This is a genomic window from Salmonella sp. FC25216, from assembly GCF_057751355.1.
Window position 1 is genome coordinate 49,394 of the sequence record NZ_JBDGON010000016.1, and the last position, 25,254, is coordinate 74,647.

Sequence of the window (25,254 nt, forward strand, 5' to 3'; positions counted from 1 at the left end):
CCAGTAGTTCTGTATAAATTCCCAGTCATTCTGGCGGATGGCGCTATGCTTATCCGCCCTACGATAAGTAGGCCCGGTAAGCGAAGCGCCGCCGGGCGTTTTTAGTTTTCATGTTTTTACGCGGCGGTGCCAATGGACGTTTCTTACCTGCTCGACAGCCTTAATGATAAACAGCGCGAAGCGGTGGCCGCGCCACGTAGCAACATGCTGGTGCTGGCGGGCGCGGGAAGCGGGAAAACCCGCGTGCTGGTGCACCGTATCGCCTGGTTACTGAGCGTAGAAAACAACTCGCCATACTCCATCATGGCGGTGACCTTTACCAACAAAGCGGCGGCGGAAATGCGCCATCGTATTGGCCAGTTGATGGGTACAAGCCAGGGCGGAATGTGGGTGGGGACGTTCCACGGTCTGGCGCACCGCCTGCTGCGCGCGCATCATATGGACGCTAATCTGCCGCAGGATTTCCAGATTCTCGACAGCGAAGATCAGATGCGTTTGCTTAAACGCCTGATTAAGGCGATGAATCTTGATGAGAAGCAGTGGCCGCCGCGTCAGGCGATGTGGTACATCAATAGCCAGAAAGACGAAGGGCTGCGCCCGCACCATATCCAAAGCTATGGTAACCCGGTGGAGCAAACCTGGCAGAAGGTGTATCAGGCCTATCAGGAAGCGTGCGATCGCGCTGGTCTGGTGGATTTCGCCGAGCTACTGCTGCGCGCTCATGAACTATGGTTGAACAAGCCGCACATCCTGCAGCACTACCGCGAGCGGTTTACTAACATTCTGGTGGACGAATTTCAGGATACCAACAACATTCAGTACGCCTGGGTTCGTCTGCTGGCGGGTGATACCGGCAAAGTGATGATTGTCGGCGACGATGACCAGTCGATCTACGGCTGGCGCGGGGCGCAGGTAGAGAATATCCAGCGCTTCCTCAATGATTTTCCCGGCGCGCAGACCATTCGTCTGGAGCAGAACTACCGCTCGACCAGCAACATCCTTAGTGCGGCGAACGCTCTGATTGAGAATAACAATGGGCGTTTGGGTAAAAAACTGTGGACTGACGGCGTTGACGGCGAACCAATATCGCTGTACTGCGCTTTCAACGAACTGGATGAAGCGCGTTTTGTGGTTAACCGCATCAAAACCTGGCAGGACAACGGCGGCGCGCTTGCACAATGTGCCATCCTCTATCGCAGTAACGCCCAGTCGCGCGTGCTGGAAGAAGCTTTATTACAGGCCAGTATGCCGTACCGGATTTACGGCGGTATGCGATTCTTCGAACGTCAGGAGATCAAAGATGCGCTCTCTTATCTGCGTTTGATTGCCAATCGCAACGATGATGCTGCGTTTGAACGCGTGGTGAATACCCCGACGCGCGGTATCGGCGACCGCACGCTGGACGTGGTGCGCCAGACCTCGCGCGACCGCCAGCTAACATTGTGGCAGGCGTGTCGTGAGTTGTTGCAGGAGAAGGCATTGGCCGGGCGTGCGGCCAGCGCGCTACAACGCTTTATGGAGCTGATCGACGCCCTGGCGCAGGAGACCGCCGACATGTCGCTGCATGTGCAGACCGACCGGGTGATCAAAGACTCCGGCCTGCGCACAATGTATGAGCAAGAAAAAGGCGAGAAAGGCCAGACGCGCATCGAAAACTTAGAGGAACTGGTAACGGCGACGCGGCAGTTCAGCTACAACGACGAAGATGAAGATTTGATGCCGCTTCAGGCCTTCCTCTCTCACGCGGCGCTGGAGGCGGGCGAGGGGCAAGCGGATACCTGGCAGGATGCGGTACAGCTCATGACGCTGCACTCGGCAAAAGGGCTGGAGTTTCCGCAGGTATTTATCGTCGGGATGGAAGAAGGGATGTTCCCCAGCCAGATGTCGCTGGATGAGGGCGGGCGTCTGGAAGAGGAGCGTCGTCTGGCCTACGTCGGTGTGACCCGTGCCATGCAGAAACTAACGTTAACCTATGCCGAAACGCGTCGTCTGTACGGTAAAGAGGTCTACCATCGCCCGTCGCGTTTTATCGGCGAGTTGCCGGAGGAGTGCGTGGAGGAGGTACGTCTGCGCGCCACCGTCAGTCGTCCGGTGAGCCATCAACGAATGGGAACGCCGCTGGCGGAAAACGACACAGGCTATAAACTCGGCCAACGTGTGCGCCATGCGAAGTTCGGCGAGGGTACTATTGTCAACCTGGAGGGCAGCGGCGAGCATAGCCGGTTGCAGGTGGCTTTTCAGGGGCAAGGGATCAAATGGTTGGTTGCCGCGTATGCGAAACTGGAAACGGTTTGACCGAATCACATATTGCCGGATGACGCGTCTTATCTGGCCTACGCGGTGGTTAACATGTTGATTTGAGTCCGGATAAGGCGAAGCCGCCATCCAGCGATATAGTGATGTTAATATTCTGAAATCATAGATAAATACCCTCTCTCTGCTAACCTTTCTGCATAAGGGGAAATTATTGCTTTTTCGCGTTTCGTTGCGTGTTGACGGCAAATTTTTGCTGGCGTAACATGCGCCCACGATTACGCTAAGAGGACATTCGCCTTGGACACACCCAGTAGATACTGGCTCATTATCCTGTCATCCAGGATCAACTCCTAAGGCTATCCCTTTTTGCTGATAGCCTTAGCGGTTGTCAGCGACCTTTCATTTTTCCCGTCGCGTTGAGTCAGGCTGTTTAATGGTCTGAAACCCAATTTGTTTCTGTGTGCCCATCTGAGCTGTCCGATATTTTTACGCATTGGGAGTCCCGGTCATGCTGAGCGCATTTCAACTGGAAAAAAACCGACTGACCCGGCTGGAAGTCGAGGAGTCACAAACCCTGATTGATGCCGTATGGATCGATTTGGTCGAACCGGACGACGACGAGCGATTGCGCGTACAATCTGAGCTGGGCCAGAGTCTGGCAACGCGTCCTGAACTGGAAGATATCGAAGCATCCGCGCGCTTCTTTGAAGACGAAGACGGACTGCATATCCACTCTTTCTTCTTCTTCGAAGATGCGGAAGATCATGCCGGTAACTCTACGGTGGCATTCACTATTCGCGATGGCCGTCTGTTTACGCTGCGTGAACGCGAGCTGCCCGCCTTCCGTTTGTATCGTATGCGCGCCCGCAGTCAGGCGATGGTCGACGGTAATGCTTATGAATTATTGCTCGATCTGTTCGAAACCAAAATTGAACAACTGGCGGATGAAATCGAAAACATCTACAGCGATCTGGAAAAACTGAGCCGCGTCATTATGGAAGGGCATCAGGGCGATGAATACGACGAAGCGCTCTCCACGCTGGCGGAGCTGGAAGATATCGGCTGGAAGGTACGCCTGTGTCTGATGGATACCCAGCGCGCGCTGAACTTCCTGGTGCGCAAGGCGCGCTTACCGGGCGGACAGTTGGAGCAGGCACGCGAGATTCTACGCGATATCGAATCTCTGCTGCCGCACAATGAATCGCTGTTCCAGAAGGTGAACTTCCTGATGCAGGCGGCGATGGGGTTCATCAACATCGAGCAGAACCGCATCATCAAAATCTTCTCGGTGGTTTCCGTGGTGTTCCTGCCGCCGACGCTGGTCGCTTCCAGCTATGGGATGAACTTCGAGTTTATGCCGGAACTGAAATGGAGCTTCGGCTACCCTGGCGCGATTATCTTTATGATCCTTGCCGGGCTGGCGCCGTATCTCTACTTTAAGCGGAAGAACTGGCTGTAATTCTGGTGCCGGATGGCGGCTACGCCTTATCCGGCCTACAGTTTCAGCGGAACGCAGAGTCATAGCGGTGGTTCAGCACAGCTCCCGCTATGCTTTACGGATAGAAAACTCTCTCTATTTGTTTCTCGGGCGTTAACTGGTACTCATGCTCGCCATCAATAACGGTTACACCAAAAGTAGTATTACTATCGGAATACTCATCAACGATGAATAAATAGTCTTTCACAATACAATCAGCATCATCCTTAATGGTCGGAAAGCAATATAAATCTTCATACGGCCCATCGTGATAATTTTTAGCATTAGTAAAGCCGTTGCCAATATCTATTACATAATAGCGAAACCAGTCCTGATCCAGTAAAGGGTATTTCCTCTTAAATTCTTCCCTGTACGTCAGGTACCACCTGATTTTATCTCTGTCAGTCCACGGCAGATGATCCACAACCAGAAAAACTGTCGAGCCAAAATATGAATAGGTATACAGAATTTTAACCGGCCGCAGGGTCCACAGATTATAGGTCCCGGCCAGCAAGAATAAACACAGCGCTATTTTTTTACATTTATTATTCATCAGTAAGCACCGATTCTGGTGACTGTATTAAAATTTGTGAAAAAAGGTTTAAAGGCAAAATCTTTGTGCCGCTGTAAAAAGAACCATATGCGGAAAAAACGAAATTTGCGATAAAATTTATTCTTGATATCGGCAACATCCAGCCCAAAATGATCCTGCGCAGCGAAATGTAGCGTAGTGCTCCAGCCCATGGCGTACTTCTGAAGATTCGTGAGGGTTATCTTTTGCGCAGCAATATTGTGAACGCAGATCCCCAGTCCATTGATTCTGTCCTCCAGATTATTAAATTTAGCGAGATGTGAACTAAGCAAGTTTGTTTTGATTCCATGCAATATTACGGGTAAATATATTTGTCTTATGTTTTTTTAAATTCCCTCTGAATGTAGTCTTTAATTATAAAAAGAGGGCTGTCTTTTATATTCTTCTTTACTCTTTTATGAAAGGCGGAATTTAGTTGCTGGCTATAAAATGCGCTGCCATTTCCATATCTGAAATGTCTGATGAGTTCATCTATTAGTGTTTGATATTCACCATAGAATGAAAACATTTTTTCCAGTTCTTTCATTTCTGTGAATAGAATATCGACACATTCATCGTGAGATATTTCTCTGCCGAGGTTTGTTAAGCTAAACACGCCATCTACCATGTAAGGTCGGGGAAAATCATAATATATAAGGCGATAAGGATCGACTTTTTCTGATATGTCATTCAGGCCGAGCGCCAGAAGCTCTTCTTCTCCCATGTCGCCACATTGTATGTCACCGGCAGAATTATCGTTGAAGCGTGTGACGGGTTCAAAGAGGGTATAAGGGAGATACATTGATGAATTGAATATATGAGTAATTTCCATTTATCTCATTAATAATCAGTAACTTATCTCTTGCTGCGGATGAAGGTTACAAGAAAGGGATGGCAGAAAAGTGGCTTCGCTTCACACATCTTTATGAACTATTAAATCAGGATTGTTACTTCAAGTGGGGTTAAAAAGCAGGCGCTACGACTTATCAGGCCTACGGAATTTGTAGGCCTGATAAGTAAACCGCAATCACAATCCTTTACGCGTTCTGCGCTGGGTATACAGCGCATCCATCACGAAAATCGCCAGCGCTACCCAGATAAACCCGAACGTCACCATCTTATCCGCGCCCGGATGTTCATCATAAAAGGTGACTGCCAGCAGGAACATCAGCGTTGGGCCAATGTACTGGAAGAAGCCTAGCGTAGAGAGGCGCAGACGTGTTGCCGCGCCGGTGAAGCACAGCAGCGGAATGGTGGTGACGACACCGGCGGCAATCAACAGCAGGTTCAATGACAGGGGATTCTGTTCCATATGGCTGGTGGCGCTATCGGCGATGCCAAACAGATAAACCGCTGCGACCGGCAACAGCCATAGCGTCTCAACCAGCATACCGGTCTGCGCTTCAACGGCGATCTTCTTACGAACCAGGCCGTAAAACGCAAAGCTAAACGCCAGCCCCAGCGCGATAATCGGCAGCGAGCCAAATGTCCAAAGCTGCACCAGTACGCCGCACACCGCCAGAATCACCGCCAGCCACTGCATACGTCGGAACCGTTCACCGAGAAAAATCATCCCCAGCAAGATGTTAACCAGCGGATTAATAAAATAACCCAGGCTGGCCTCCAGCATATGGTGATTATTTACCGCCCAAATGAATAATAGCCAGTTACCGCCGACCAGTACGGCGGATAAGGCCAGCAGGAAAATCTTCTTTGGCGTTTTCAGTAGGTTCTTAACCTGTCGCCACTGGCGGCTGACGCTAAGCAGCGCCACCATAAAGAAAAATGACCAAATCACGCGGTGCGTCAGGATCTCATCTGCGGGAACATAATAGATCAGCTTGAAATACGCGGGGGCGATCCCCCAAATAAAATAGGCGGCAAGAGCGAGTAATACGCCCTGCCGTGTTTGTTTTGCATCCATCCGGAAAACTCGTATCTGAAGTGTAACAACAGTTTACCTGCTTTTATCCCACCATATAAGTGGCGGTGGCGCTGGCGATGTACAGCTGATCTTCATTGTGTAATTCCACGCGGGCGACGGCCACTTTATTCCCTGCGCGCAGCAGGCTACTGGTGGCCGTAAAGCGGTTGCCTCTGCCCGGACGCAGGTAATCGACGCGCAGGTCAATCGTTCCCATCCGCGACAGGCGCTGGCGTAATTCATCTTCGCTGATTGTTTCGTGACGAGTTAGCGTGCTGCCGACGCATACCAGTCCAGCGGCGACATCCAGCGCAGAGGCGATCACACCGCCGTGTAAAATGCTTTGCGCCCAGTTGCCGACCATCATCGGCTGGTTGTTAAAGGCCAGTTGGGCGAACGCTTTTTCATAGCGTTCCAGCTCCAGTCCTAACGCCCGATTAAACGGCATGTGGTAGACAAACATTTCACCCACTAATTTCAGAGCTTGTTCAGCGGTAAGTACAGCGGACATAGGTTCCTGACACTCCATTAGTTAATTAAATGTTGATATTATGCTTCTTAATTGTTGTTTTCTACTTTAAGAAGGGATAACTAACGGCTATGTGTGTAAATATGTAAAAATGGTTGGCAGAGAATGATTCAAGCTGAAAATATTTCGTCAGGAGAACACCAAGAATGCGGGCGATTCTGAGTTGGTTGTTGCCAACCACGCTACTGCCACTAGCGGTATATGCACAAGAAGCTACGATAAAAGAGGTTCATGATGCGCCTGCAGTGCGGGGAAGTATCATCGCTAACATGCTACAGGAGCATGATAACCCTTTTACGCTTTACCCTTATGACACGAACTACTTGATCTACACGAACACCAGCGATCTGAACAAAGAGGCCATTCGTACCTACAACTGGTCTGAAAACGCACGTAAAGATGAAGTGAAATTTCAGTTGAGTCTGGCGTTTCCGCTGTGGCGCGGAATACTGGGGCCGAACTCGGTACTGGGCGCTTCCTATACGCAGAAATCCTGGTGGCAGCTTTCCAACAGTAAAGAGTCTTCGCCGTTTCGTGAAACCAACTACGAACCGCAGCTTTTTCTTGGTTTTGCTACGGATTATCGCTTTGCCGGCTGGACGCTGCGCGACGTAGAGATGGGCTACAACCATGACTCTAACGGACGTTCGGACCCCACCTCGCGCAGTTGGAACCGTCTGTATACCCGTCTGATGGCCGAAAACGGCAACTGGCTGGTAGAGGTCAAACCGTGGTACGTGATTGGCAGTACCGACGATAATCCGGACATTACCAAATATATGGGTTATTACCAGCTTAAAATCGGTTATCACCTGGGCGAGGCGGTATTAAGCGCCAAAGGCCAGTACAACTGGAATACAGGATATGGCGGCGCGGAGCTTGGATTAAGCTATCCGGTCACCAAACATGTCCGACTTTATACCCAGGTGTACAGCGGCTATGGCGAATCACTGATCGACTATAATTTTAATCAGACACGTGTCGGCGTCGGCGTGATGCTCAACGATATCTTCTGATCGGATTGTATTTTAAACATTGCAGTTTCTCTCGCAGGCGCTGAAAATAGCGCCTGTTTTGATTTATGGTGAACGGGGTTAATGTGGCGCAGGCGGAAGTGTTGAATCTGGAATCAGGGGCTAAACAGGTTTTGCAGGAAACCTTTGGCTACCAACAGTTTCGCCCGGGCCAGGAAGCGATTATTGATACTGCGCTCTCCGGTCGCGACTGTCTGGTCGTCATGCCCACCGGCGGCGGCAAATCTTTGTGCTATCAAATCCCCGCGTTGTTGCTGGACGGGTTGACCGTTGTCGTTTCGCCGTTGATCTCGTTGATGAAAGACCAGGTCGATCAGCTACTGGCGAACGGTGTGGCGGCGGCGTGTCTGAACTCCACTCAAAGCCGCGAGCAGCAGCTTGAGGTGATGGCGGGGTGCCGTACTGGACAGATTCGTCTGCTGTATATTGCGCCGGAACGCCTGATGCTGGACAACTTTCTTGATCATCTGGCGCACTGGAATCCGGTATTGCTAGCGGTGGATGAAGCGCACTGTATCTCGCAATGGGGACATGATTTCCGTCCGGAATATGCGGCTCTCGGTCAGCTTCGCCAGCGTTTTCCCGCTTTGCCGTTTATGGCGTTGACCGCCACCGCCGACGACACCACGCGCCTGGATATTATTCGTTTGCTTGGGCTTAACGATCCGTTAATCCAGATCAGTAGCTTTGACCGACCAAATATTCGCTACATGCTGATGGAGAAGTTTAAGCCGCTCGATCAGCTAATGCGCTATGTTCAGGAGCAACGCGGCAAATCGGGTATCATCTACTGTAACAGCCGGGCGAAAGTGGAAGATACTGCCGCGCGCTTGCAAAGCCGCGGCATTAGCGCGGCGGCCTATCATGCGGGGCTGGAAAACGCTATTCGCGCCGATGTGCAGGAAAAATTTCAGCGCGACGATCTGCAAATCGTGGTGGCGACCGTCGCTTTTGGAATGGGCATAAACAAACCTAACGTACGTTTCGTCGTGCATTTCGATATCCCGCGCAATATTGAATCCTACTATCAGGAAACGGGCCGCGCCGGGCGCGACGGACTGCCTGCGGAAGCCATGTTATTTTACGATCCGGCTGATATGGCCTGGCTGCGTCGTTGTCTGGAAGAGAAACCAGCCGGACAGCTTCAGGATATTGAACGGCATAAACTGAATGCGATGGGCGCTTTTGCCGAAGCGCAAACCTGCCGTCGCCTGGTATTGCTTAATTACTTTGGCGAAGGCCGACAAGAACCGTGCGGTAACTGCGATATCTGTCTCGATCCGCCCAAACAATATGATGGCTTAAACGATGCCCAGATTGCGCTTTCCACCATTGGTCGGGTTAACCAGCGTTTTGGCATGGGCTACGTCGTCGAGGTGATCCGCGGCGCGAATAACCAACGCATCCGCGATTTCGGTCATGACAAACTCAAGGTTTATGGCATGGGACGAGAAAAGAGCCATGAGCACTGGGTGAGCGTGATTCGCCAGCTCATTCATCTGGGGCTGGTAATGCAAAATATTGCGCAGCATTCCGCATTACAGTTGACGGATGCCGCGCGTCCGGTACTCCGTGGAGACGTTCCGCTCAAGCTTGCGGTGCCGCGCATTGTCGCCCTCAAACCCCGCGTGATGCAGAAATCATTCGGCGGTAATTACGATCGCAAATTGTTCGCTAAGTTGCGCAAGCTGCGTAAAGCTATCGCTGATGAAGAGAATATCCCGCCGTATGTGGTCTTTAACGACGCCACGCTGATAGAGATGGCGGAACAGATGCCGGTTTCCGCCAGCGAGATGTTGAGCGTTAACGGGGTTGGGATGCGAAAACTGGAGCGCTTCGGCAAAGAATTCATGGCGCTCATCCGCGCGCATGTCGATGGTGATGACGAAGAGTAGTCAGCCCGGCAAAAAAGTGCCAGGATGGTGACTCACTGAACTATTTTCCCGCGAGTCATTTTTATGATGATGCTATTTTTCACCGTGGCAATGGTGCACATCGTTGCGCTAATGAGCCCCGGCCCCGACTTTTTCTTCGTGTCTCAAACTGCCGTCAGCCGTTCGCGTAAAGAAGCGATGATGGGCGTACTGGGCATTACCTGCGGCGTGATGGTATGGGCGGGCGTGGCGCTGCTTGGCCTGCATCTTATCATCGAAAAAATGGCCTGGTTGCATACGATCATTATGGTAGGCGGCGGCCTGTACCTGTGCTGGATGGGCTATCAGATGCTGCGCGGCGCGTTGAAAAAACAAGATGCGGCGGTGCCTTCTCCGCACGTTGAACTGGCGCAGAGCGGGCGCAGCTTTCTCAAAGGGCTGTTGACCAATCTGTCAAATCCGAAAGCGATTATCTATTTTGGTTCCGTTTTTTCACTGTTCGTCGGCGATAACGTCGGCGCTGCGGCGCGCTGGGGTATTTTCGCGTTAATCACCCTGGAAACGCTGGCCTGGTTTACTGTGGTCGCCAGCCTGTTCGCGCTGCCGAAAATGCGCCGCGGCTATCAGCGTCTGGCGAAATGGATTGATGGCTTTGCCGGCGCTCTGTTTGCGGGCTTTGGCATTCACCTGATTATTTCGCGTTAATTTACCTCCGGGCCGGATAAACGTCATCCGGCACTACTATCATGCATGTCTTGCCGACGCCAGGAGCGCGCCTACCAGCATAAATAACGAACCAAACGCTTTATTCAGCGCCTTCATCTGTTTTGGTCCTTTAATCCAGGCGGCAATGCGTTGCGCCAGCGTGGCGTAACCGGTCATCACAATCATATCAACCACAATCGTGGTGACGCCGAGAATGAGGTACTGCGCCAGTTGCGGTTGCTGCGGCATGATGAATTGCGGAAACAGGGCGGCAAGAAAGACAATGCTTTTGGGATTGGTTAGATTGACAAATATCGCGCGTTTGAACAATCGGCCCCGCGATTGCGTCTGGGCGAGGGTATGCAGATCGATAGCGCCTGCGGCGCGCCACTGCTGGATACCCAGCCAGATAAGATAAGCCGCGCCAGCCCATTTCAGGATTTCAAAAGCGATGAGCGAGCGCGAAAAGAGCGTACCCAGTCCGACGCCCACCAGTACGATATGTATACCCAGCCCGGTCTGGAGTCCGGCGATAGAAGCCGCTGTGCCACGATATCCATGGTTGATAGACGTCGTCATGGTATTGATGGCACCAGAACCCGGAGAAAGACTCAACAGAGTTGAGGTCAGCAGATAGGCGAACCACCATTCAAAGGTCATGTGAAACTCCCTGGTTGTCTGTTTTTGTGCCACAATACGCTACTGCCGCTGTGTTGTGTCAGACACGACGCAAAAAACGATTTTACCTGGTAAATGAGGCCGGATACCCGATGTTTCAGCAGCAAAAGGACTGGGAAACAAGAGAAAATGCGTTCGCTGCTTTTGCTATGGGGCCGTTGACTGATTTCTGGCGTCAGCGGGAAGAGGCGGAGTTTATCGGCGTGGGCAACATTCCGGTACGTTTTGTCCGTTTTCGGACCGATTCCAACGATCGGACGATCATCATTTGTCCTGGCCGCATTGAGAGTTACGTAAAATACGCTGAACTGGCGTACGATCTCTTTCATCTCGGTTTTGATATCTTCATCATCGACCACCGTGGGCAAGGGCGCTCCGGGCGAATGTTATCGGACCCGCATCGGGGCCATGTTGATCATTTTAACGATTATGTTGAGGACTTAGCGGCGTTCTGGCAACAGGAAATTGAGCCGGGGCCGTGGCGTAAGCGTTATATTCTTGCGCACTCAATGGGGGGTGCGATAGCCACCTTGTTCCTGCAACGCCATCGTGTGCGGTGCGACGCTATTGCGCTCACCGCGCCGATGTTTGGTATTGTGATACGCTTGCCTTCCTTCATGGTGCGCCATATTCTCGACTGGGCCGAAGGGCACCAGCGCATCCGTGAAGATTACGCCATTGGTACCGGTCAGTGGCGGGCGTTACCGTTTGGGATGAATGCGCTGACCCACAGCCGCCAGCGTTATCAGCGCAACTTACGATTTTATGCCGACGAGCCGCAACTGCGCGTCGGCGGCCCCACCTGGCATTGGGTGCGCGAAGGCATTCTGGCGGGTGAGCAGGTACTGGCGGGGGCGAGCGATGACGCGACGCCTACGCTACTGATTCAGGCGGAAGAAGAGCGGGTAGTGGATAACCGTACCCACGATCGTTTTTGTGAAATTCGCGCTGCGGCGGGGCACCCTTGTGAAGGGGGAAAACCGCTGGTTATCAAAGGCGCGTACCATGAGATCCTTTTTGAAAAGGACGCCATGCGCTCAGTCGCGCTTAACGCCATTGTTGGATTTTTCAACAAGCCTAATTTATCCAGCGGAAATCGCTTTGCTTAGAGGTTAAATTTTATTATGTATCAGGTTGTTGCGTCTGATTTAGATGGCACGCTGCTCTCCCCCGACCATACGTTGTCCCCTTATGCCAAAGAGACTCTGAAGCTGTTGACCGCACGCGGTATCCATTTTGTCTTTGCCACTGGTCGTCATCATGTCGATGTAGGGCAAATCCGCGATAATCTTGAAATCAAGTCTTACATGATCACCTCCAACGGTGCGCGAGTGCACGATACCGACGGGAATTTGGTTTTTACGCATAATCTGGATCGCGACATTGCCAGCGACCTGTTCGGGGTGGTGAATGCGAACCCGGACATCGTCACCAACGTTTATCGCGACGACGAATGGTTTATGAACCGTCATCGCCCGGATGAAATGCGTTTTTTCAAAGAGGCGGTATTTAACTACTCGCTGTTTGAGCCTGCGCTGCTGGAGCCGGAGGGCGTCAGCAAAGTGTTTTTCACCAGCGATACCCATGAAAAGTTGTTGCCGCTGGAGCAGGCGATTAACGCGCGCTGGGGTGATCGGGTAAACGTGAGTTTCTCCACGCTGACCTGTCTGGAAGTGATGGCGGGCGGAGTGTCGAAAGGTCATGCGCTGGAAGCGGTCGCTCATGCGATGGGGTACAGCCTGAAAGAGTGTATCGCTTTTGGCGACGGGATGAACGACGCTGAAATGCTCACAATGGCGGGTAAAGGCTGCATCATGGGCAATGCGCACCAGCGTCTGAAAGACCTGTATCCCGAACTTGAGGTGATCGGCATCAACGCTGATAACGCCGTGCCGCATTACCTACGCGAACTCTTCTTACGCTGACGTGATTGTTTGTTAGTTGACCAGTTGTCAACTTCGCTCTCCGCTACAATGGGTGTTCCCTGTTTTAAGAGACATCCATTGTGGCGCTACTTATCATTACCACTATCCTGTGGGCTTTCTCCTTTAGTCTATTTGGCGAGTATCTTGCCGGGCATGTCGATAGCTATTTCGCGGTGCTCATACGCGTTGGGCTGGCGGCGCTCGTTTTTCTGCCGTTTTTGCGTACTCGCGGGCACAACCTAAAAACCATCAGCCTGTATATGCTGGTGGGGGCGATGCAGCTTGGCATCATGTATATGTTGAGCTTCCATGCCTACCTCTACCTGACCGTATCCGAACTGCTGCTGTTTACCGTTCTGACGCCGCTCTATATCACGCTGATTTACGATGTGATGAGTCAGCGTCGTTTACGCTGGGGCTATGCATTTAGCGCGTTGCTGGCGGTGATTGGTGCCGGGATTATTCGCTACGATCGTGTGACCGACCATTTTTGGGTAGGTTTGCTCCTGGTGCAGCTTTCTAATATCAGTTTCGCTATCGGAATGGTGGGGTATAAACGTCTGATGGAGACCCGCCCCATGCCGCAGCACAACGCCTTTGCGTGGTTCTATCTGGGGGCGTTTTTGGTGGCGGCGGTGGCATGGTCGCTGTTGGGGAACGCGCAACAGTTGCCGGAAACCACGCTGCAATGGAGCATTCTGGTGTTTCTCGGCGTGGTGGCGTCCGGCATTGGCTACTTTATGTGGAACTATGGCGCTACCCAGGTGGACGCCGGGACGCTGGGTATTATGAATAATATGCATGTTCCCGCAGGACTGCTGGTTAATCTCGCAATTTGGCATCAGCAGCCCCACTGGCCAAGTTTTATTACAGGCGCGGCTGTGATCCTGGCTTCGCTGTGGGTGCATCGAAAATGGGTCGCTCCGCGCTCCGCACAAACGGCAGATGATCGCAGGCGTGATTCCGCGTCGAGCGAATAAACGCCTCGGTCACCGCCTGGCGCTGGTCGCCGTCGCGCACGGCGGCATACAGACGGCTCCACAGACCATCGCCCAGGGTTTTGGTCACCACCAAACCCTGGCGCTCAACACTTTCCACCACCCAGTGCGGCAGGGCGGCAATCCCCATCCTGGCTGCCACCATCTGAATCAGCAATAGCGTATTATCCACGCTTTTCAGCGGCGGACTGATACCCGCCGGTTGCAGGAAATGTCGCCAGACATCCAGTCGGCTGCGCTGCACCGGGTAAATTAACAGCGTTTCGCTGGCTAAATCTTCCGGCGTAATCTGCGTTTTGCTGGCCAGCGGATGGTCGGGTGCCAGCACCAGTCGGACTTCAAAATCGAACATCGGCGAATAGTGCAGCCCGCTGCGCGGCAAAATATCCGACGTCATCACCAAATCCAGCTCGCCTTGTTGCAAGGCTGGTTGTGGATCAAAAGTGACGCCGGATTTGAAATCCATTTCTACCTGCGGCCAGCTTGCACGGAAGTTTTCCAGCGCCGGGGTCAACCACTGAATACAGCTATGACATTCAATAGCGATGCGCAGACGAGTTTGCTGCGGTTCGTTGCATGCCTGTAGCGCACGGCTGATTTGCGGCAGCACCTGGTTTGCCAGTTGCAGCAGAATCTCCCCCTGCGGCGTAAAGCGCAGCGGCTGGCTTTTACGCACGAACAGGCGGAAGCCAAGGCGTTGTTCCAGATCGCTGAACTGGTGAGACAGAGCGGATTGGGTCTGGTGTAGCACCGCCGCCGCGGCAGCCAGCGATCCACTATTCCGCAATGCCTGGAGTGTTTTCAGGTGTTTAATCTCGATCATGAAAGTCCTTCACTTCGCCATGAACAAATTGCGCTTGAGGAATATACAGTACCTTTACATTATGGATGTGTAAACATCCAGACGTCCAAAACTCGTCATATTTCGACTTGCAGATGCGTTGGCTTCCTTGCTTACCCCAGTCACTTACTTCAGTAAGCTCCTGGGGATGCGCTGTGTCGCCGCCTTCCTGCAAGCCGAACTATTTAGAGTTTTACTTTCAGATTCAATAAAATAAGAGAGGAAGTAAAATGACAATATTGACTCACACCCTCGGTTTTCCTCGCGTTGGCCTGCGTCGCGAGCTGAAAAAAGCGCAAGAGAGCTACTGGGCGGGGAACGCTACCCGTGAAGAACTGCTGGCGGTTGGGCGCGAACTGCGCGCGCGTCACTGGGAGCAGCAGAAACAAGCGGGTATTGATCTGCTGCCGGTAGGCGACTTTGCCTGGTACGACCATGTTCTGACCACCAGCCTGCTGTTAGGCAATGTGCCGGCTCGTCATCAGAACAACGACGGTTCCGTGGACATTGACACTCTATTCCGCATTGGCCGCGGTCGCGCGCCGACTGGCGAACCGGCGGCGGCAGCGGAAATGACCAAATGGTTTAATACTAACTATCACTACATGGTGCCGGAATTCAGCAAAGGCCAGCAGTTCAGACTCACCTGGACACAATTGCTGGAGGAAGTGGATGAAGCGCTGGCGCTGGGTCATAAGATCAAACCCGTATTGCTGGGGCCTGTCACGTATCTATGGCTGGGCAAAGTGAAAGGCGAGCCGTTTGACCGCCTGACGTTGCTGAAAGACATTTTGCCGGTGTATCAGCAAGTGCTGGCTGAGCTGGCAAAGCGTGGTATCGAGTGGGTACAAATTGACGAACCAGCGCTGGTACTGGAACTGCCGCAGGCGTGGCTGGATGCCTTCAAACTGGCTTACGACGCGCTCGCCGGCCAGGTGAAGCTGTTGCTGACAACCTATTTTGAAGGCGTGACGCCAAACCTTAATACTATTATCGCGCTGCCGGTACAGGGGCTACATGTTGACCTCATTCATGGCAAAGATGATGTATCGGAACTGCATCAACGTCTGCCGGCCGACTGGCTGCTCTCTGCGGGCTTGATTAACGGGCGTAATGTCTGGCGCGCCGATTTGACCGAGAAACACGCGCAGATTAACGACATTGTGGGCAAACGCGCGCTGTGGGTAGCATCCTCCTGCTCTTTGCTGCACAGTCCGATCGATCTCAGCGTCGAAACGCGTCTGGATGCGGAAGTAAAAAGCTGGTTTGCCTTTGCGCTGCAAAAATGCGGTGAACTGGCGTTGCTGCGTGATGCGCTGAACAGCGGTGACACATCGGCGATTACCGAGTGGAGCGCGCCGATTCAGGCTCGTCGCCACTCAACCCGCGTCCATAATGCCGGGGTAGAAAAACGCCTGGCGGCGATCACCGCGCAGGATAGCCAGCGTGAGAATCCTTATGAGGTGCGTGCTGAAGCGCAACGCGCCCGTTTTAAGCTTCCCGCCTGGCCGACGACGACTATCGGTTCGTTCCCGCAAACCACGGAGATTCGCGGTCTGCGCCTGGACTTCAAAAAGGGCAACCTCGACGCGAATAACTACCGCACCGGCATCGCTGAACATATCAAGCAGGCGATCATTGAGCAGGAACGTTTAGGGCTGGACGTGCTGGTACACGGCGAAGCCGAGCGTAACGACATGGTGGAATATTTTGGCGAGCACCTGGACGGCTTCGTCTTTACCCAGAATGGTTGGGTGCAAAGCTATGGTTCCCGCTGCGTGAAGCCGCCGGTGGTAATCGGCGATATCAGTCGTCCGGCGCCGATTACCGTGGAGTGGGCAAAATATGCCCAGTCGCTGACCGACAAGCCGGTAAAAGGGATGCTGACCGGCCCGGTGACTATTCTTTGCTGGTCGTTTCCCCGCGAAGACGTGACCCGCGAAACGATTGCGAAACAGATTGCGCTGGCGCTGCGTGATGAAGTAGCGGATCTGGAGGCTGCGGGGATCGGGATTATTCAGATCGACGAGCCGGCGCTACGCGAAGGTTTACCATTGCGTCGCAGCGACTGGGACGCCTATCTGGAATGGGGCGTAGAAGCCTTTCGCATCAACGCGGCGGTAGCGAAAGACGACACCCAGATTCACACCCATATGTGCTACTGCGAGTTTAATGACATCATGGACTCCATTGCGGCGCTGGATGCGGACGTGATCACCATCGAAACCTCGCGTTCCGATATGGAGTTGCTGGAGTCGTTTGAAGCGTTCGATTATCCGAACGAAATCGGGCCGGGCGTGTATGATATTCATTCGCCGAACGTGCCGAGCGTCGAGTGGATCGAAGCCTTGCTGAAGAAAGCGGCACAGCGTATTCCGGCACAACGCCTGTGGGTGAATCCGGACTGCGGTCTGAAAACTCGCGGTTGGCCGGAAACCCGCGCGGCGTTAGCGAACATGGTCAAAGCGGCACACAATCTGCGTCAGGCGAAATAATCCAGCCTGGCCGCTGCGTTTATCCGGCATCAAGGCGGCGCTACCCTTTGACGGGTAGCGCCTGCGCTTTACCTGACCAACTGTTGTCACTGTTTACCGTTCTTCTCATTTCTTTTTTTATTTTCTGATCTGGCTACTTGGCGATCATGATAATAAAAAGATCCGACGTATGAATGATCACCAGGTGGATAGCGTCATTGGAAAGTATTGTGGCGGTCTATCCGATGGCGTCGCTCATGCGCTGGCTGGCGCAGGACGCGCGTAAAAATGGGAGCGTCGTCAGCCGCAACGACCCCTGTCCCTGCGGCAGCGGCAAAAAATATAAAAAATGCTGCGGTAAAGCATAGCTAACGTGGTTATGACGCGTTGTTGAGCCTACACCGACTCCGGCATCGTAGACCCAACAAACATCGTAATGCGCTGTTGTTAGCCTTTTTTCCCACCGTACTGCGCGAACCATTCCAGCATTCTTTGCCAGCCGTCTTTTGCTGAGGCTTCGTGGTAGCCCGGACGATAGTCGGCATTAAATGCGTGCCCTGCATCGGGATAGACCACGATTTCCGCCTTCGCGTTAGCGGCGCGTAGCGCCTGACGCATGGTTTCCACGCTCTCCTGTGGAATACTGGTATCCTGCCCGCCGTATAAACCCAGTACCGGCGCGTTAAGATCGGTGGCAATGTCAACGGGATGCTTCGGCGAGTTGAGCGACGTGTCGCCCACTAGCTTGCCGTACCACGCTACCGCCGCTTTTAACTGTGGATTGTGCGCGGCGTACAGCCAGGTTATCCGGCCTCCCCAACAAAAACCGGTGATCATCAGCCGGTGCGCATCCCCGCCGTTGCGCGAGGCCCAACTGGCGACGTGATCCAGGTCAGCAAGGACTTGCGAATCCGGTACCTTAGCCACCAGCCCGCTCAATAATGTGGGTATATCGGCGAAATCATTGGGGTCGCCTTCGCGGAAATAGAGTTCTGGCGCGATGGCGAGATAGCCTTCCAGCGCCAGCCGTCGGCAAATATCGCGAATGTGTTCGTGTACGCCAAAAATTTCCTGCACCACAATGACCACAGGCAGCGCACTGTTGTTCGCTTTTGGTTTGGCGTAATAGGCTGGCATGTCGTCGCCCTGAGAGGGAATTGACGTTACCCCCGCGCTAATGGCCTCATCAGGGGTATGAATCATCGTAGGGGCAAGCGGGGAGGCTGCAGGTGCAAAGCCGGATGGATGTGTCGTTGTCATGGTATTCTCCGTACCCTTAAAAAATAGCGCAATCTTAACTATAGACAGTGTGTAACAAACCACATTGCCTTAAAGCGGCTATCTTTTGTGCAATGCCTGGCGATATTGATTATTTATTGTGATGCACATCACTTTTTAATGGTAATTGAATGCAATTGTTTTACGCCATAGTGATTGCTGTCACGAAAATATCTTTATGTCTTAGGTAAAGTGTCTCTTTGCTTCTTCTGACAAACCCGATTCACAGAGGAGTTTTATATGTCCAAGTCTGATGTTTTTCATCTCGGCCTCACCAAAAACGATTTACAAGGGGCCCAGCTCGCCATCGTCCCTGGCGATCCTGAGCGTGTGGAAAAGATCGCCGCGCTGATGGATAAGCCGGTTAAGCTGGCATCACACCGCGAGTTCACCTCCTGGCGCGCTGAGCTGGATGGCAAGGCAGTTATCGTTTGCTCTACTGGTATCGGCGGTCCGTCTACCTCTATTGCCGTGGAAGAACTGGCGCAACTGGGTATTCGTACTTTCTTGCGTATCGGCACCACGGGGGCGATTCAGCCGCACATCAATGTCGGCGACGTTTTGGTAACGACCGCATCCGTTCGTCTGGATGGGGCGAGCCTGCATTTTGCGCCGATGGAATTCCCGGCCGTTGCCGACTTTTCCTGCACCACTGCGCTGGTTGAAGCTGCGAAATCGATTGGTGCCACGACTCACGTTGGCGTAACCGCCTCTTCCGACACTTTCTATCCGGGTCAGGAACGTTACGACACCTATTCTGGTCGCGTTGTTCGTCGCTTCAAAGGTTCTATGGAAGAGTGGCAGGCGATGGGCGTGATGAACTACGAAATGGAATCCGCTACGCTGTTAACCATGTGTGCAAGCCAGGGTTTACGCGCAGGTATGGTGGCGGGGGTTATCGTCAACCGTACCCAACAAGAGATTCCGAATGCGGAAACGATGAAACAAACTGAAAGCCACGCGGTGAAAATCGTCGTGGAAGCGGCCCGTCGTCTGCTGTAATTCCCCTCTCTTTTGCAAAGGCCGACGTGTTCGGCCTTTTCTTTTTGCGTGGCGCCTCGCAGGAAATTCCTTTTAAACTGGACGTTTATACAGCACAATTCTATTTTGTGCAGGACTGTGTGGTTCCAGGGGGAGGCGTTGTGGATATTACTCTTATGATAAGTGCCGTCGTGGCGCTGGCGGCTGGGGCGGTTATTGGCTGGCTGGCGACGAAAGCGCACGCCGATCAAATCCGCGCCGAGCTTATCGAAGAACGGCGGGAGCTGGATATCGAACTGAGCGCAGCCCGGCAGCAATTAGCGCAAGAAGCGCACTGGCGTAGCGAATGCGAGTTACTTAATAACGAACTGCGTAGCCTGCACAGTATTAATACCTCTCTGGAAGCCGATCTACGTGAAGTCACGACCCGTCTGGAAGCGACTCAGCAACACGCGGAAGACAAAATCCGTCAGATGATCAACAGCGAACAGCGTTTAAGCGAACAGTTTGAAAATCTGGCGAACCGTATCTTTGAACACAGTAATCGTCGTGTAGACGAACAAAACCGACAAAGCCTGAATAGCCTGCTGACGCCGCTGCGTGAGCAACTGGACGGTTTTCGCCGTCAGGTTCAGGAGAGTTTTGGCAAAGAAGCGCAGGAGCGGCATACGCTGGCGCACGAAATTCGTAACTTGCAGCAGCTTAATGCGCAGATGGCGCAGGAAGCAATCAACCTGACGCGCGCCCTGAAAGGGGACAATAAGGCGCAGGGAAACTGGGGCGAAGTTGTGCTGGCGCGGGTACTGGAGGCATCCGGACTGCGTGAAGGCTACGAATACGAAACACAGGTCAGTATTGAGAACGATGCGCGCTCGCGGATGCAGCCGGATGTCATCGTCCGCTTGCCGCAGGGCAAAGATGTCGTCATCGACGCTAAAATGACGTTAGTCGCCTATGAGCGTTACTTTAATGCTGAAGATGACTATACGCGCGAGGCTGCTTTACAGGAGCACATCGCCTCGGTGCGCAATCACATTCGCTTACTGGGGCGTAAAGACTATCAGCAGCTTCCCGGGCTCCGCTCGCTGGACTATGTTCTGATGTTTATCCCCGTAGAACCCGCTTTCCTGCTGGCGTTAGATAAACAGCCCGAACTGATAACCGAGGCGCTGAAAAATAACATTATGCTGGTAAGTCCCACAACGCTACTGGTGGCATTACGGACAATCGCCAACCTATGGCGCTATGAACACCAGAGCCGCAATGCGCAGCACATCGCGGACAGAGCCAGTAAGCTCTACGATAAAATGCGGTTGTTCGTTGATGATATGTCAGCGATCGGCCAGAGTCTGGATAAAGCGCAGGATAACTACCGCCAGGCGATGAAAAAACTCGCGTCGGGGCGTGGCAACGTTTTGGCGCAGGCGGAGGCCTTCCGGGGGTTAGGCGTGGAAATCAAACGCGAGATTAATCCGGATTTAGCGGAACAGGCCGTTACGCAAGATGAAGAATATCGTTTACGATCGATTCCTGAAGGGCGACAAGACGAACATTATCCCAATGATGAACGGGTGAAGCAGCAGTTAAGTTAACCCATACGGAGTAGTTTAGTCCTGGCGCAGAGTAGGGCAAATTGGCCCAATCTGTTACACTTCTTGAACATTTTTATCGATAAGCAGGCACTGAGATGGTGGAAGATTCACAAGAAACGACGCACTTTGGCTTTCAGACCGTCGCTAAAGAGCAGAAAGCTGACATGGTGGCCCACGTTTTTCATTCTGTGGCGTCAAAGTACGATGTGATGAATGACTTAATGTCATTTGGCATTCATCGTTTGTGGAAGCGCTTCACCATTGATTGCAGTGGCGTGCGTCGTGGACAAACCGTTCTCGATTTAGCGGGCGGTACGGGCGATCTTACCGCGAAATTTTCACGTATGGTCGGGGAAACTGGCAAAGTTATCCTGGCGGATATTAATGATTCTATGCTCAAAATGGGGCGTGAGAAGCTGCGTAATATCGGCGTGATCGGCAACGTAGAGTATGTGCAGGCGAATGCCGAAGCACTGCCTTTCCCTGACAATACGTTTGATTGCATTACCATTTCGTTTGGTTTGCGCAATGTAACGGAAAAAGAAAAAGCTCTGCGGTCAATGTTCCGTGTGTTGAAACCCGGCGGACGTTTACTGGTGCTTGAATTTTCTAAGCCTATCATTGAGCCGCTGAGTAAAGCGTATGACGCCTATTCTTTCCATATTTTACCGCGTATTGGCTCGATGGTCGCGAACGATGCGGATAGCTATCGGTATCTCGCGGAATCCATCCGTATGCATCCCGATCAGGATACCTTAAAAGCCATGATGCAGGATGCCGGATTTGAGAGCGTGGATTATTACAATCTGACGGCGGGCGTTGTGGCATTGCACCGTGGTTATAAATTCTAGGAGGGTGGAATGCCTTTTAAACCCTTAGTGACCGCAGGAATTGAAGGTCTCCTCAATACGTTTCTGTATCGTTCGCCAGCGCTGAAATCAGCCAGAACGCGCTTACAGGGAAAAGTACTGCGTGTGGAGCTCAAGGGATTTTCGACGCCATTAGTCCTGGTATTCAGCGAACGCCAGGTTGATGTGCTGGGGGCATGGGAAGGCGAAGCGGACTGTACGGTAATCACACAAGCTGGCGTTTTGCCAAAACTACGCGATCGTCAGCAGTTGGCCGCGCTGATTCGCAGCGGCGAACTGGAAGTGCAGGGCGATATTCAGGTCGTGCAAAATTTTGTGGCGCTCGCCGATCTCGCCGAATTCGATCCTGCGGAGCTGTTGGCGCCATACACTGGCGATATTGCGGCGGAAAGTATCGGTAAGGTCCTGCGTGGCGGGGCTAAATTCCTGCGCCACGGGTTTCAGCGCCAGCAGCGTTATGCCGCTGAAGCGATCACTGAAGAGTGGCGTATGGCGCCTGGCCCGCTGGAAGTCGCATGGTTTGCAGAAGAAACCGCGGCTGTTGAGCGCGCCGTAGAGGCTTTGACCACACGGCTGGAAAAACTGGAGGCCAAATGACGCCAGGTGAAGTACGGCGCCTATATTTCATCGTCCGCACCTTTTTAAGCTACGGCCTTGATGAACTCATTCCCCGAATGCGTCTTACACTGCCACTCCGGTTATGGCGCTATTCGCTGTTCTGGATGCCAAACCGGCATAAAGATAAATTGCTGGGTGAACGATTAAGACTGGCGTTGCAAGAGCTGGGGCCGGTCTGGATCAAATTTGGTCAGATGCTCTCCACGCGCCGTGACCTGTTCCCGCCGCAAATCGCCGATCAGCTCGCGTTGCTCCAGGATAAAGTCGCGCCATTCGATGGTCGGCTGGCGAAAGCCCAGATTGAAGAAGCGATGGGGGGATTACCTGTCGAAGCCTGGTTTGACGACTTTGATATCCAGCCTTTAGCGTCGGCGTCAATCGCCCAGGTACATACCGCGCGATTGAAATCAAACGGTAAAGACGTAGTCATTAAAGTCATTCGCCCGGATATTTTGCCGGTAATTCAGGCAGACCTGAAATTGATTTATCGCCTTGCCCGTTGGGTGCCACGCCTGTTGCCGGATGGGCGTCGTCTGCGCCCGACGGAAGTGGTGCGTGAGTATGAGAAAACGCTGATCGATGAGCTGAATCTGTTGCGGGAATCGGCCAACGCGATTCAGCTACGGCGCAATTTTGAAAATAGTCCCATGCTGTATATCCCGGAGGTGTACTCCGATTACTGTAGCCAGAACATGATGGTGATGGAGCGGATATACGGCATTCCGGTTTCGGATGTGGCGGCGCTGGAAAAGAACGGCACCAACATGAAACTGCTTGCGGAACGCGGGGTCAAAGTTTTCTTCACCCAGGTTTTCCGCGATAGCTTTTTCCATGCGGACATGCATCCGGGAAATATTTTTGTCAGCTATGAACACCCTGAAAATCCGCAATATATTGGCATTGATTGCGGTATCGTCGGGTCGCTAAACAAAGAAGATAAGCGCTATCTGGCAGAAAACTTTATCGCGTTCTTTAATCGCGATTACCGAAAGGTGGCGGAGCTGCATGTCGATTCAGGCTGGGTTCCACCAGATACCAACGTTGAAGATTTTGAGTTTGCCATCCGCACTGTCTGTGAACCTATCTTTGAAAAGCCGCTCGCGGAAATCTCGTTTGGTCATGTGTTGTTAAACCTTTTCAATACAGCACGTCGATTTAATATGGAAGTCCAGCCGCAACTGGTGTTGTTGCAGAAAACATTATTGTATGTTGAAGGGGTTGGGCGGCAACTTTATCCTCAGCTTGATTTGTGGAAAACGGCGAAGCCGTTTCTTGAGTCATGGATCAAAGATCAGGTGGGTATTCCGGCTCTCACGCGGGCTCTTAAAGAAAAAGCGCCGTTCTGGGTCGAAAAAATGCCAGAAATACCTGAACTGGTGTACGACAGTTTGCGCCAGGGCAAATATTTACAGCACAGTGTTGATAAGATTGCGCGCGAGTTACAGGTAAACCATGTGCGTCAAAGTCAGTCTCGTTATTTATTGGGAATTGGCGCAACGCTGTTACTGAGCGGGTCATTTTTACTCGTCAACCGTCCTGAATGGGGATTGATGCCTGGCTGGCTCATGGTCGGCGGCGTAGTTGTCTGGCTGGTTGGCTGGCGTAAAACTCGTTGAGATTTTTTATCGCTCAACGCCGGTTGTGTCACGCAGGTACATATTATCACTCGAGGCAGTTCTCAGGCCGCAAGTCAATGTCGTCCCGGTCGTATGTAAAAGTATGTGAATAGGGCGGGCGAAAGCGGCTAACAAAGAGGCAGCGCGAAGGATAATGTGTATAATGCGGCCCTAATAATTCATCATCTATCACAGAGGAACATGTATGGGTGGTATCAGTATTTGGCAGTTGTTGATTGTTGCCGTCATCGTCGTACTGCTGTTCGGCACCAAAAAACTCGGTTCCATCGGTTCCGATCTTGGCGCGTCTATCAAAGGCTTTAAAAAGGCCATGAGCGATGATGATGCCAAACAGGATAAAACCAGTCAGGACGCTGATTTTACCGCTAAATCTATCGCGGATAAGCAAGGCGAAGCGAAAAAGGAAGACGCTAAAAGCCAAGATAAAGAGCAGGTATAATCCGTGTTTGATATCGGTTTTAGCGAACTGCTGTTAGTGTTCGTTATCGGCCTCATTGTGTTGGGGCCGCAACGATTGCCAGTAGCGGTAAAAACGGTAGCGGGCTGGATTCGCGCGTTGCGGTCCCTTGCGACAACGGTTCAGAATGAACTGACTCAGGAACTGAAACTTCAGGAGTTCCAGGACAGTCTGAAAAAAGTCGAAAAGGCGAGCCTGGAAAATCTGACTCCCGAACTGAAAGCATCTATGGATGAACTGCGTCAGGCCGCAGAGTCGATGAAACGCACCTACAGCGCTAACGATCCCGAACAAGCGAGCGATGAAGCGCATACCATACATAATCCGGTGGTAAAAGGGAACGAAACGCAGCATGAGGGCGTCACCCCTGCCGCCGCTGAAACACAGGTGAGCGCGCCGGAACAAAAGCCGGAGCCCGTTAAAGCTAACGTGCCTGAGTCGACGGAAACCGCCTCCGTAGCCACGATAGACGCCGAGAAGAAATCCGCTGCGCCTGTTGTCGAATCATCCCCCTCGTCGAGTGATAAACCGTAAAC

The 25,254-nt window shown here is 52.6% G+C and carries 23 protein-coding genes and 2 pseudogenes; 18 read left to right on the plus strand and 7 right to left on the minus strand.

Annotation, left to right across the window (positions count from 1 at the left end; genetic code table 11):
• The first annotated feature begins 132 nt into the window (after nucleotides 1-132).
• From uvrD to corA, 3 genes are all read left to right on the plus strand, one after another.
• On the plus strand, nucleotides 133-2,295 hold the full coding sequence (uvrD, locus tag AC3G3F_RS22340) for a DNA helicase II (protein WP_488395789.1): 2,163 nt from the start codon (nucleotides 133-135) through the stop codon (nucleotides 2,293-2,295).
• 258 nt (nucleotides 2,296-2,553) lie between these two features.
• Nucleotides 2,554-2,610 (plus strand): YsgD/CorL family protein, encoded by a 57-nt coding sequence (ysgD, locus tag AC3G3F_RS22345; protein ID WP_212723238.1) that lies wholly within the window; start codon nucleotides 2,554-2,556, stop codon nucleotides 2,608-2,610.
• A gap of 154 nt (nucleotides 2,611-2,764) precedes the next feature.
• Nucleotides 2,765-3,715 (plus strand): magnesium/cobalt transporter CorA, encoded by a 951-nt coding sequence (gene corA / locus AC3G3F_RS22350; RefSeq protein ID WP_000947142.1) that lies wholly within the window; start codon nucleotides 2,765-2,767, stop codon nucleotides 3,713-3,715.
• Nucleotides 3,716-3,809: 94 nt separating this feature from the next.
• Here the strand turns inward: corA and AC3G3F_RS22355 are convergent, their stop codons facing one another.
• From AC3G3F_RS22355 to yigI, 4 genes and pseudogenes are all read right to left on the minus strand, one after another.
• Nucleotides 3,810-4,286: a DUF943 family protein gene (locus AC3G3F_RS22355; protein ID WP_488395792.1), complete on the minus strand. Its 477-nt coding sequence runs from the start codon at nucleotides 4,284-4,286 to the stop codon at nucleotides 3,810-3,812.
• Nucleotides 4,286-5,130: pseudogene (locus AC3G3F_RS22360) on the minus strand (YPO3983 family protein). The gene AC3G3F_RS22355 and the pseudogene AC3G3F_RS22360 overlap by 1 nt, the downstream one beginning before the upstream one ends.
• Nucleotides 5,131-5,331: 201 nt before the next feature.
• The gene (rarD, locus tag AC3G3F_RS22365; RefSeq protein ID WP_053510992.1) at nucleotides 5,332-6,228 is read right to left on the minus strand and encodes an EamA family transporter RarD; all 897 of its coding nucleotides are present in this window, start codon (nucleotides 6,226-6,228) and stop codon (nucleotides 5,332-5,334) included.
• A gap of 43 nt (nucleotides 6,229-6,271) precedes the next feature.
• Nucleotides 6,272-6,739: an acyl-CoA thioesterase YigI gene (yigI, locus tag AC3G3F_RS22370; protein WP_001277136.1), complete on the minus strand. Its 468-nt coding sequence runs from the start codon at nucleotides 6,737-6,739 to the stop codon at nucleotides 6,272-6,274.
• A gap of 164 nt (nucleotides 6,740-6,903) precedes the next feature.
• On the opposite strand from yigI, the gene pldA reads away from it, so the two are divergent.
• The 3 genes from pldA (at nucleotide 6,904) to rhtC (ending at nucleotide 10,370) form a co-directional block, all read left to right on the plus strand.
• Nucleotides 6,904-7,773, plus strand: coding sequence for a phospholipase A (pldA, locus tag AC3G3F_RS22375; RefSeq protein WP_023247398.1), 870 nt, complete (start codon nucleotides 6,904-6,906; stop codon nucleotides 7,771-7,773).
• Nucleotides 7,774-7,856: 83 nt separating this feature from the next.
• Nucleotides 7,857-9,686 carry an ATP-dependent DNA helicase RecQ gene (recQ, locus tag AC3G3F_RS22380; protein ID WP_001664819.1) on the plus strand — a complete coding sequence of 610 codons (1,830 nt, stop codon included), beginning with the start codon at nucleotides 7,857-7,859 and terminating at the stop codon, nucleotides 9,684-9,686.
• Nucleotides 9,687-9,749: 63 nt separating this feature from the next.
• The gene (gene rhtC, locus AC3G3F_RS22385; protein WP_023247400.1) at nucleotides 9,750-10,370 is read left to right on the plus strand and encodes a threonine export protein RhtC; all 621 of its coding nucleotides are present in this window, start codon (nucleotides 9,750-9,752) and stop codon (nucleotides 10,368-10,370) included.
• Between the two features lie 39 nt (nucleotides 10,371-10,409).
• Here rhtC and rhtB read toward each other — a convergent pair whose 3' ends face one another.
• A complete protein-coding gene (gene rhtB, locus AC3G3F_RS22390; protein WP_023247401.1) occupies nucleotides 10,410-11,030 on the minus strand; it encodes a homoserine/homoserine lactone efflux protein in 621 nt (206 codons plus the stop codon).
• Nucleotides 11,031-11,140: 110 nt separating this feature from the next.
• Here rhtB and pldB point away from each other — a divergent pair, with 110 nt between their 5' ends.
• The 3 genes from pldB to AC3G3F_RS22405 all read left to right on the plus strand — a co-directional run bounded on the left by pldB (nucleotide 11,141) and on the right by AC3G3F_RS22405 (nucleotide 13,953).
• Nucleotides 11,141-12,157: a lysophospholipase L2 gene (pldB, locus tag AC3G3F_RS22395; protein WP_023247402.1), complete on the plus strand. Its 1,017-nt coding sequence runs from the start codon at nucleotides 11,141-11,143 to the stop codon at nucleotides 12,155-12,157.
• Between the two features lie 15 nt (nucleotides 12,158-12,172).
• Complete coding sequence (gene yigL / locus AC3G3F_RS22400) at nucleotides 12,173-12,973, plus strand: sugar/pyridoxal phosphate phosphatase YigL (protein ID WP_023247403.1); 801 nt, start codon at nucleotides 12,173-12,175, stop codon at nucleotides 12,971-12,973.
• 80 nt (nucleotides 12,974-13,053) lie between these two features.
• A complete protein-coding gene (locus tag AC3G3F_RS22405; protein WP_023247404.1) occupies nucleotides 13,054-13,953 on the plus strand; it encodes a carboxylate/amino acid/amine transporter in 900 nt (299 codons plus the stop codon).
• On the opposite strand, the gene metR is transcribed toward AC3G3F_RS22405, so the two are convergent.
• Nucleotides 13,841-14,794, minus strand: a complete 954-nt coding sequence (metR, locus tag AC3G3F_RS22410; RefSeq protein ID WP_023247405.1) for an HTH-type transcriptional regulator MetR — start codon at nucleotides 14,792-14,794, stop codon at nucleotides 13,841-13,843. The genes AC3G3F_RS22405 and metR overlap by 113 nt on opposite strands.
• Before the next feature lie 248 nt (nucleotides 14,795-15,042).
• Between metR and metE the strand changes: the two genes are divergently transcribed.
• Together metE and AC3G3F_RS22420 are read left to right on the plus strand one after the other, a co-directional pair.
• On the plus strand, nucleotides 15,043-17,307 hold the full coding sequence (gene metE / locus AC3G3F_RS22415) for a 5-methyltetrahydropteroyltriglutamate--homocysteine S-methyltransferase (protein WP_023247406.1): 2,265 nt from the start codon (nucleotides 15,043-15,045) through the stop codon (nucleotides 17,305-17,307).
• A gap of 215 nt (nucleotides 17,308-17,522) precedes the next feature.
• Nucleotides 17,523-17,654, plus strand: a pseudogene (locus tag AC3G3F_RS22420) (SEC-C metal-binding domain-containing protein); the annotation flags it as partial.
• Between the two features lie 79 nt (nucleotides 17,655-17,733).
• Here AC3G3F_RS22420 and AC3G3F_RS22425 read toward each other — a convergent pair.
• Nucleotides 17,734-18,546 (minus strand): dienelactone hydrolase family protein, encoded by an 813-nt coding sequence (locus tag AC3G3F_RS22425; protein WP_023247408.1) that lies wholly within the window; start codon nucleotides 18,544-18,546, stop codon nucleotides 17,734-17,736.
• 258 nt (nucleotides 18,547-18,804) lie between these two features.
• Between AC3G3F_RS22425 and udp the strand changes: the two genes are divergently transcribed.
• The 7 genes from udp to tatB all read left to right on the plus strand — a co-directional run bounded on the left by udp (nucleotide 18,805) and on the right by tatB (nucleotide 25,252).
• The gene (gene udp / locus AC3G3F_RS22430) at nucleotides 18,805-19,566 is read left to right on the plus strand and encodes a uridine phosphorylase (RefSeq protein WP_023247409.1); all 762 of its coding nucleotides are present in this window, start codon (nucleotides 18,805-18,807) and stop codon (nucleotides 19,564-19,566) included.
• A gap of 140 nt (nucleotides 19,567-19,706) precedes the next feature.
• On the plus strand, nucleotides 19,707-21,137 hold the full coding sequence (rmuC, locus tag AC3G3F_RS22435; RefSeq protein WP_023247410.1) for a DNA recombination protein RmuC: 1,431 nt from the start codon (nucleotides 19,707-19,709) through the stop codon (nucleotides 21,135-21,137).
• A gap of 95 nt (nucleotides 21,138-21,232) precedes the next feature.
• Nucleotides 21,233-21,988, plus strand: a complete 756-nt coding sequence (gene ubiE / locus AC3G3F_RS22440; RefSeq protein WP_000229009.1) for a bifunctional demethylmenaquinone methyltransferase/2-methoxy-6-polyprenyl-1,4-benzoquinol methylase UbiE — start codon at nucleotides 21,233-21,235, stop codon at nucleotides 21,986-21,988.
• Between the two features lie 9 nt (nucleotides 21,989-21,997).
• Nucleotides 21,998-22,603, plus strand: a complete 606-nt coding sequence (gene ubiJ / locus AC3G3F_RS22445) for a ubiquinone biosynthesis protein UbiJ (protein WP_023247411.1) — start codon at nucleotides 21,998-22,000, stop codon at nucleotides 22,601-22,603.
• Entirely contained in the window at nucleotides 22,600-24,240 is a 1,641-nt protein-coding gene (gene ubiB / locus AC3G3F_RS22450) for a ubiquinone biosynthesis regulatory protein kinase UbiB (protein WP_023247412.1), read from the plus strand. Before ubiJ ends, ubiB begins: the two co-directional genes overlap by 4 nt.
• A 205-nt stretch (nucleotides 24,241-24,445) precedes the next feature.
• Nucleotides 24,446-24,700 carry a Sec-independent protein translocase subunit TatA gene (gene tatA / locus AC3G3F_RS22455; protein WP_000508972.1) on the plus strand — a complete coding sequence of 85 codons (255 nt, stop codon included), beginning with the start codon at nucleotides 24,446-24,448 and terminating at the stop codon, nucleotides 24,698-24,700.
• A 3-nt stretch (nucleotides 24,701-24,703) separates the two neighbouring features.
• Nucleotides 24,704-25,252: a Sec-independent protein translocase protein TatB gene (gene tatB, locus AC3G3F_RS22460; protein WP_023247413.1), complete on the plus strand. Its 549-nt coding sequence runs from the start codon at nucleotides 24,704-24,706 to the stop codon at nucleotides 25,250-25,252.
• Nucleotides 25,253-25,254: the final 2 nt, after the last annotated feature.

Coding starts and splice junctions, on each gene's coding strand:
- tatA (WP_000508972.1), top strand. CDS start 24,446: ATGGGTGGTATCAGTATTTGGCAGTTGTTGATTGTTGCCGTCATCGTC.
- rhtB (WP_023247401.1), bottom strand. CDS start 11,030: ATGACCTTTGAATGGTGGTTCGCCTATCTGCTGACCTCAACTCTGTTG.
- ubiE (WP_000229009.1), top strand. CDS start 21,233: ATGGTGGAAGATTCACAAGAAACGACGCACTTTGGCTTTCAGACCGTC.
- yigI (WP_001277136.1), bottom strand. CDS start 6,739: ATGTCCGCTGTACTTACCGCTGAACAAGCTCTGAAATTAGTGGGTGAA.
- ubiJ (WP_023247411.1), top strand. CDS start 21,998: ATGCCTTTTAAACCCTTAGTGACCGCAGGAATTGAAGGTCTCCTCAAT.
- corA (WP_000947142.1), top strand. CDS start 2,765: ATGCTGAGCGCATTTCAACTGGAAAAAAACCGACTGACCCGGCTGGAA.
- rhtC (WP_023247400.1), top strand. CDS start 9,750: ATGATGATGCTATTTTTCACCGTGGCAATGGTGCACATCGTTGCGCTA.
- yigL (WP_023247403.1), top strand. CDS start 12,173: ATGTATCAGGTTGTTGCGTCTGATTTAGATGGCACGCTGCTCTCCCCC.
- AC3G3F_RS22425 (WP_023247408.1), bottom strand. CDS start 18,546: ATGACAACGACACATCCATCCGGCTTTGCACCTGCAGCCTCCCCGCTT.
- pldA (WP_023247398.1), top strand. CDS start 6,904: ATGCGGGCGATTCTGAGTTGGTTGTTGCCAACCACGCTACTGCCACTA.
- metE (WP_023247406.1), top strand. CDS start 15,043: ATGACAATATTGACTCACACCCTCGGTTTTCCTCGCGTTGGCCTGCGT.
- rarD (WP_053510992.1), bottom strand. CDS start 6,228: ATGGATGCAAAACAAACACGGCAGGGCGTATTACTCGCTCTTGCCGCC.
- AC3G3F_RS22355 (WP_488395792.1), bottom strand. CDS start 4,286: ATGAATAATAAATGTAAAAAAATAGCGCTGTGTTTATTCTTGCTGGCC.
- metR (WP_023247405.1), bottom strand. CDS start 14,794: ATGATCGAGATTAAACACCTGAAAACACTCCAGGCATTGCGGAATAGT.
- ubiB (WP_023247412.1), top strand. CDS start 22,600: ATGACGCCAGGTGAAGTACGGCGCCTATATTTCATCGTCCGCACCTTT.
- pldB (WP_023247402.1), top strand. CDS start 11,141: ATGTTTCAGCAGCAAAAGGACTGGGAAACAAGAGAAAATGCGTTCGCT.
- uvrD (WP_488395789.1), top strand. CDS start 133: ATGGACGTTTCTTACCTGCTCGACAGCCTTAATGATAAACAGCGCGAA.
- udp (WP_023247409.1), top strand. CDS start 18,805: ATGTCCAAGTCTGATGTTTTTCATCTCGGCCTCACCAAAAACGATTTA.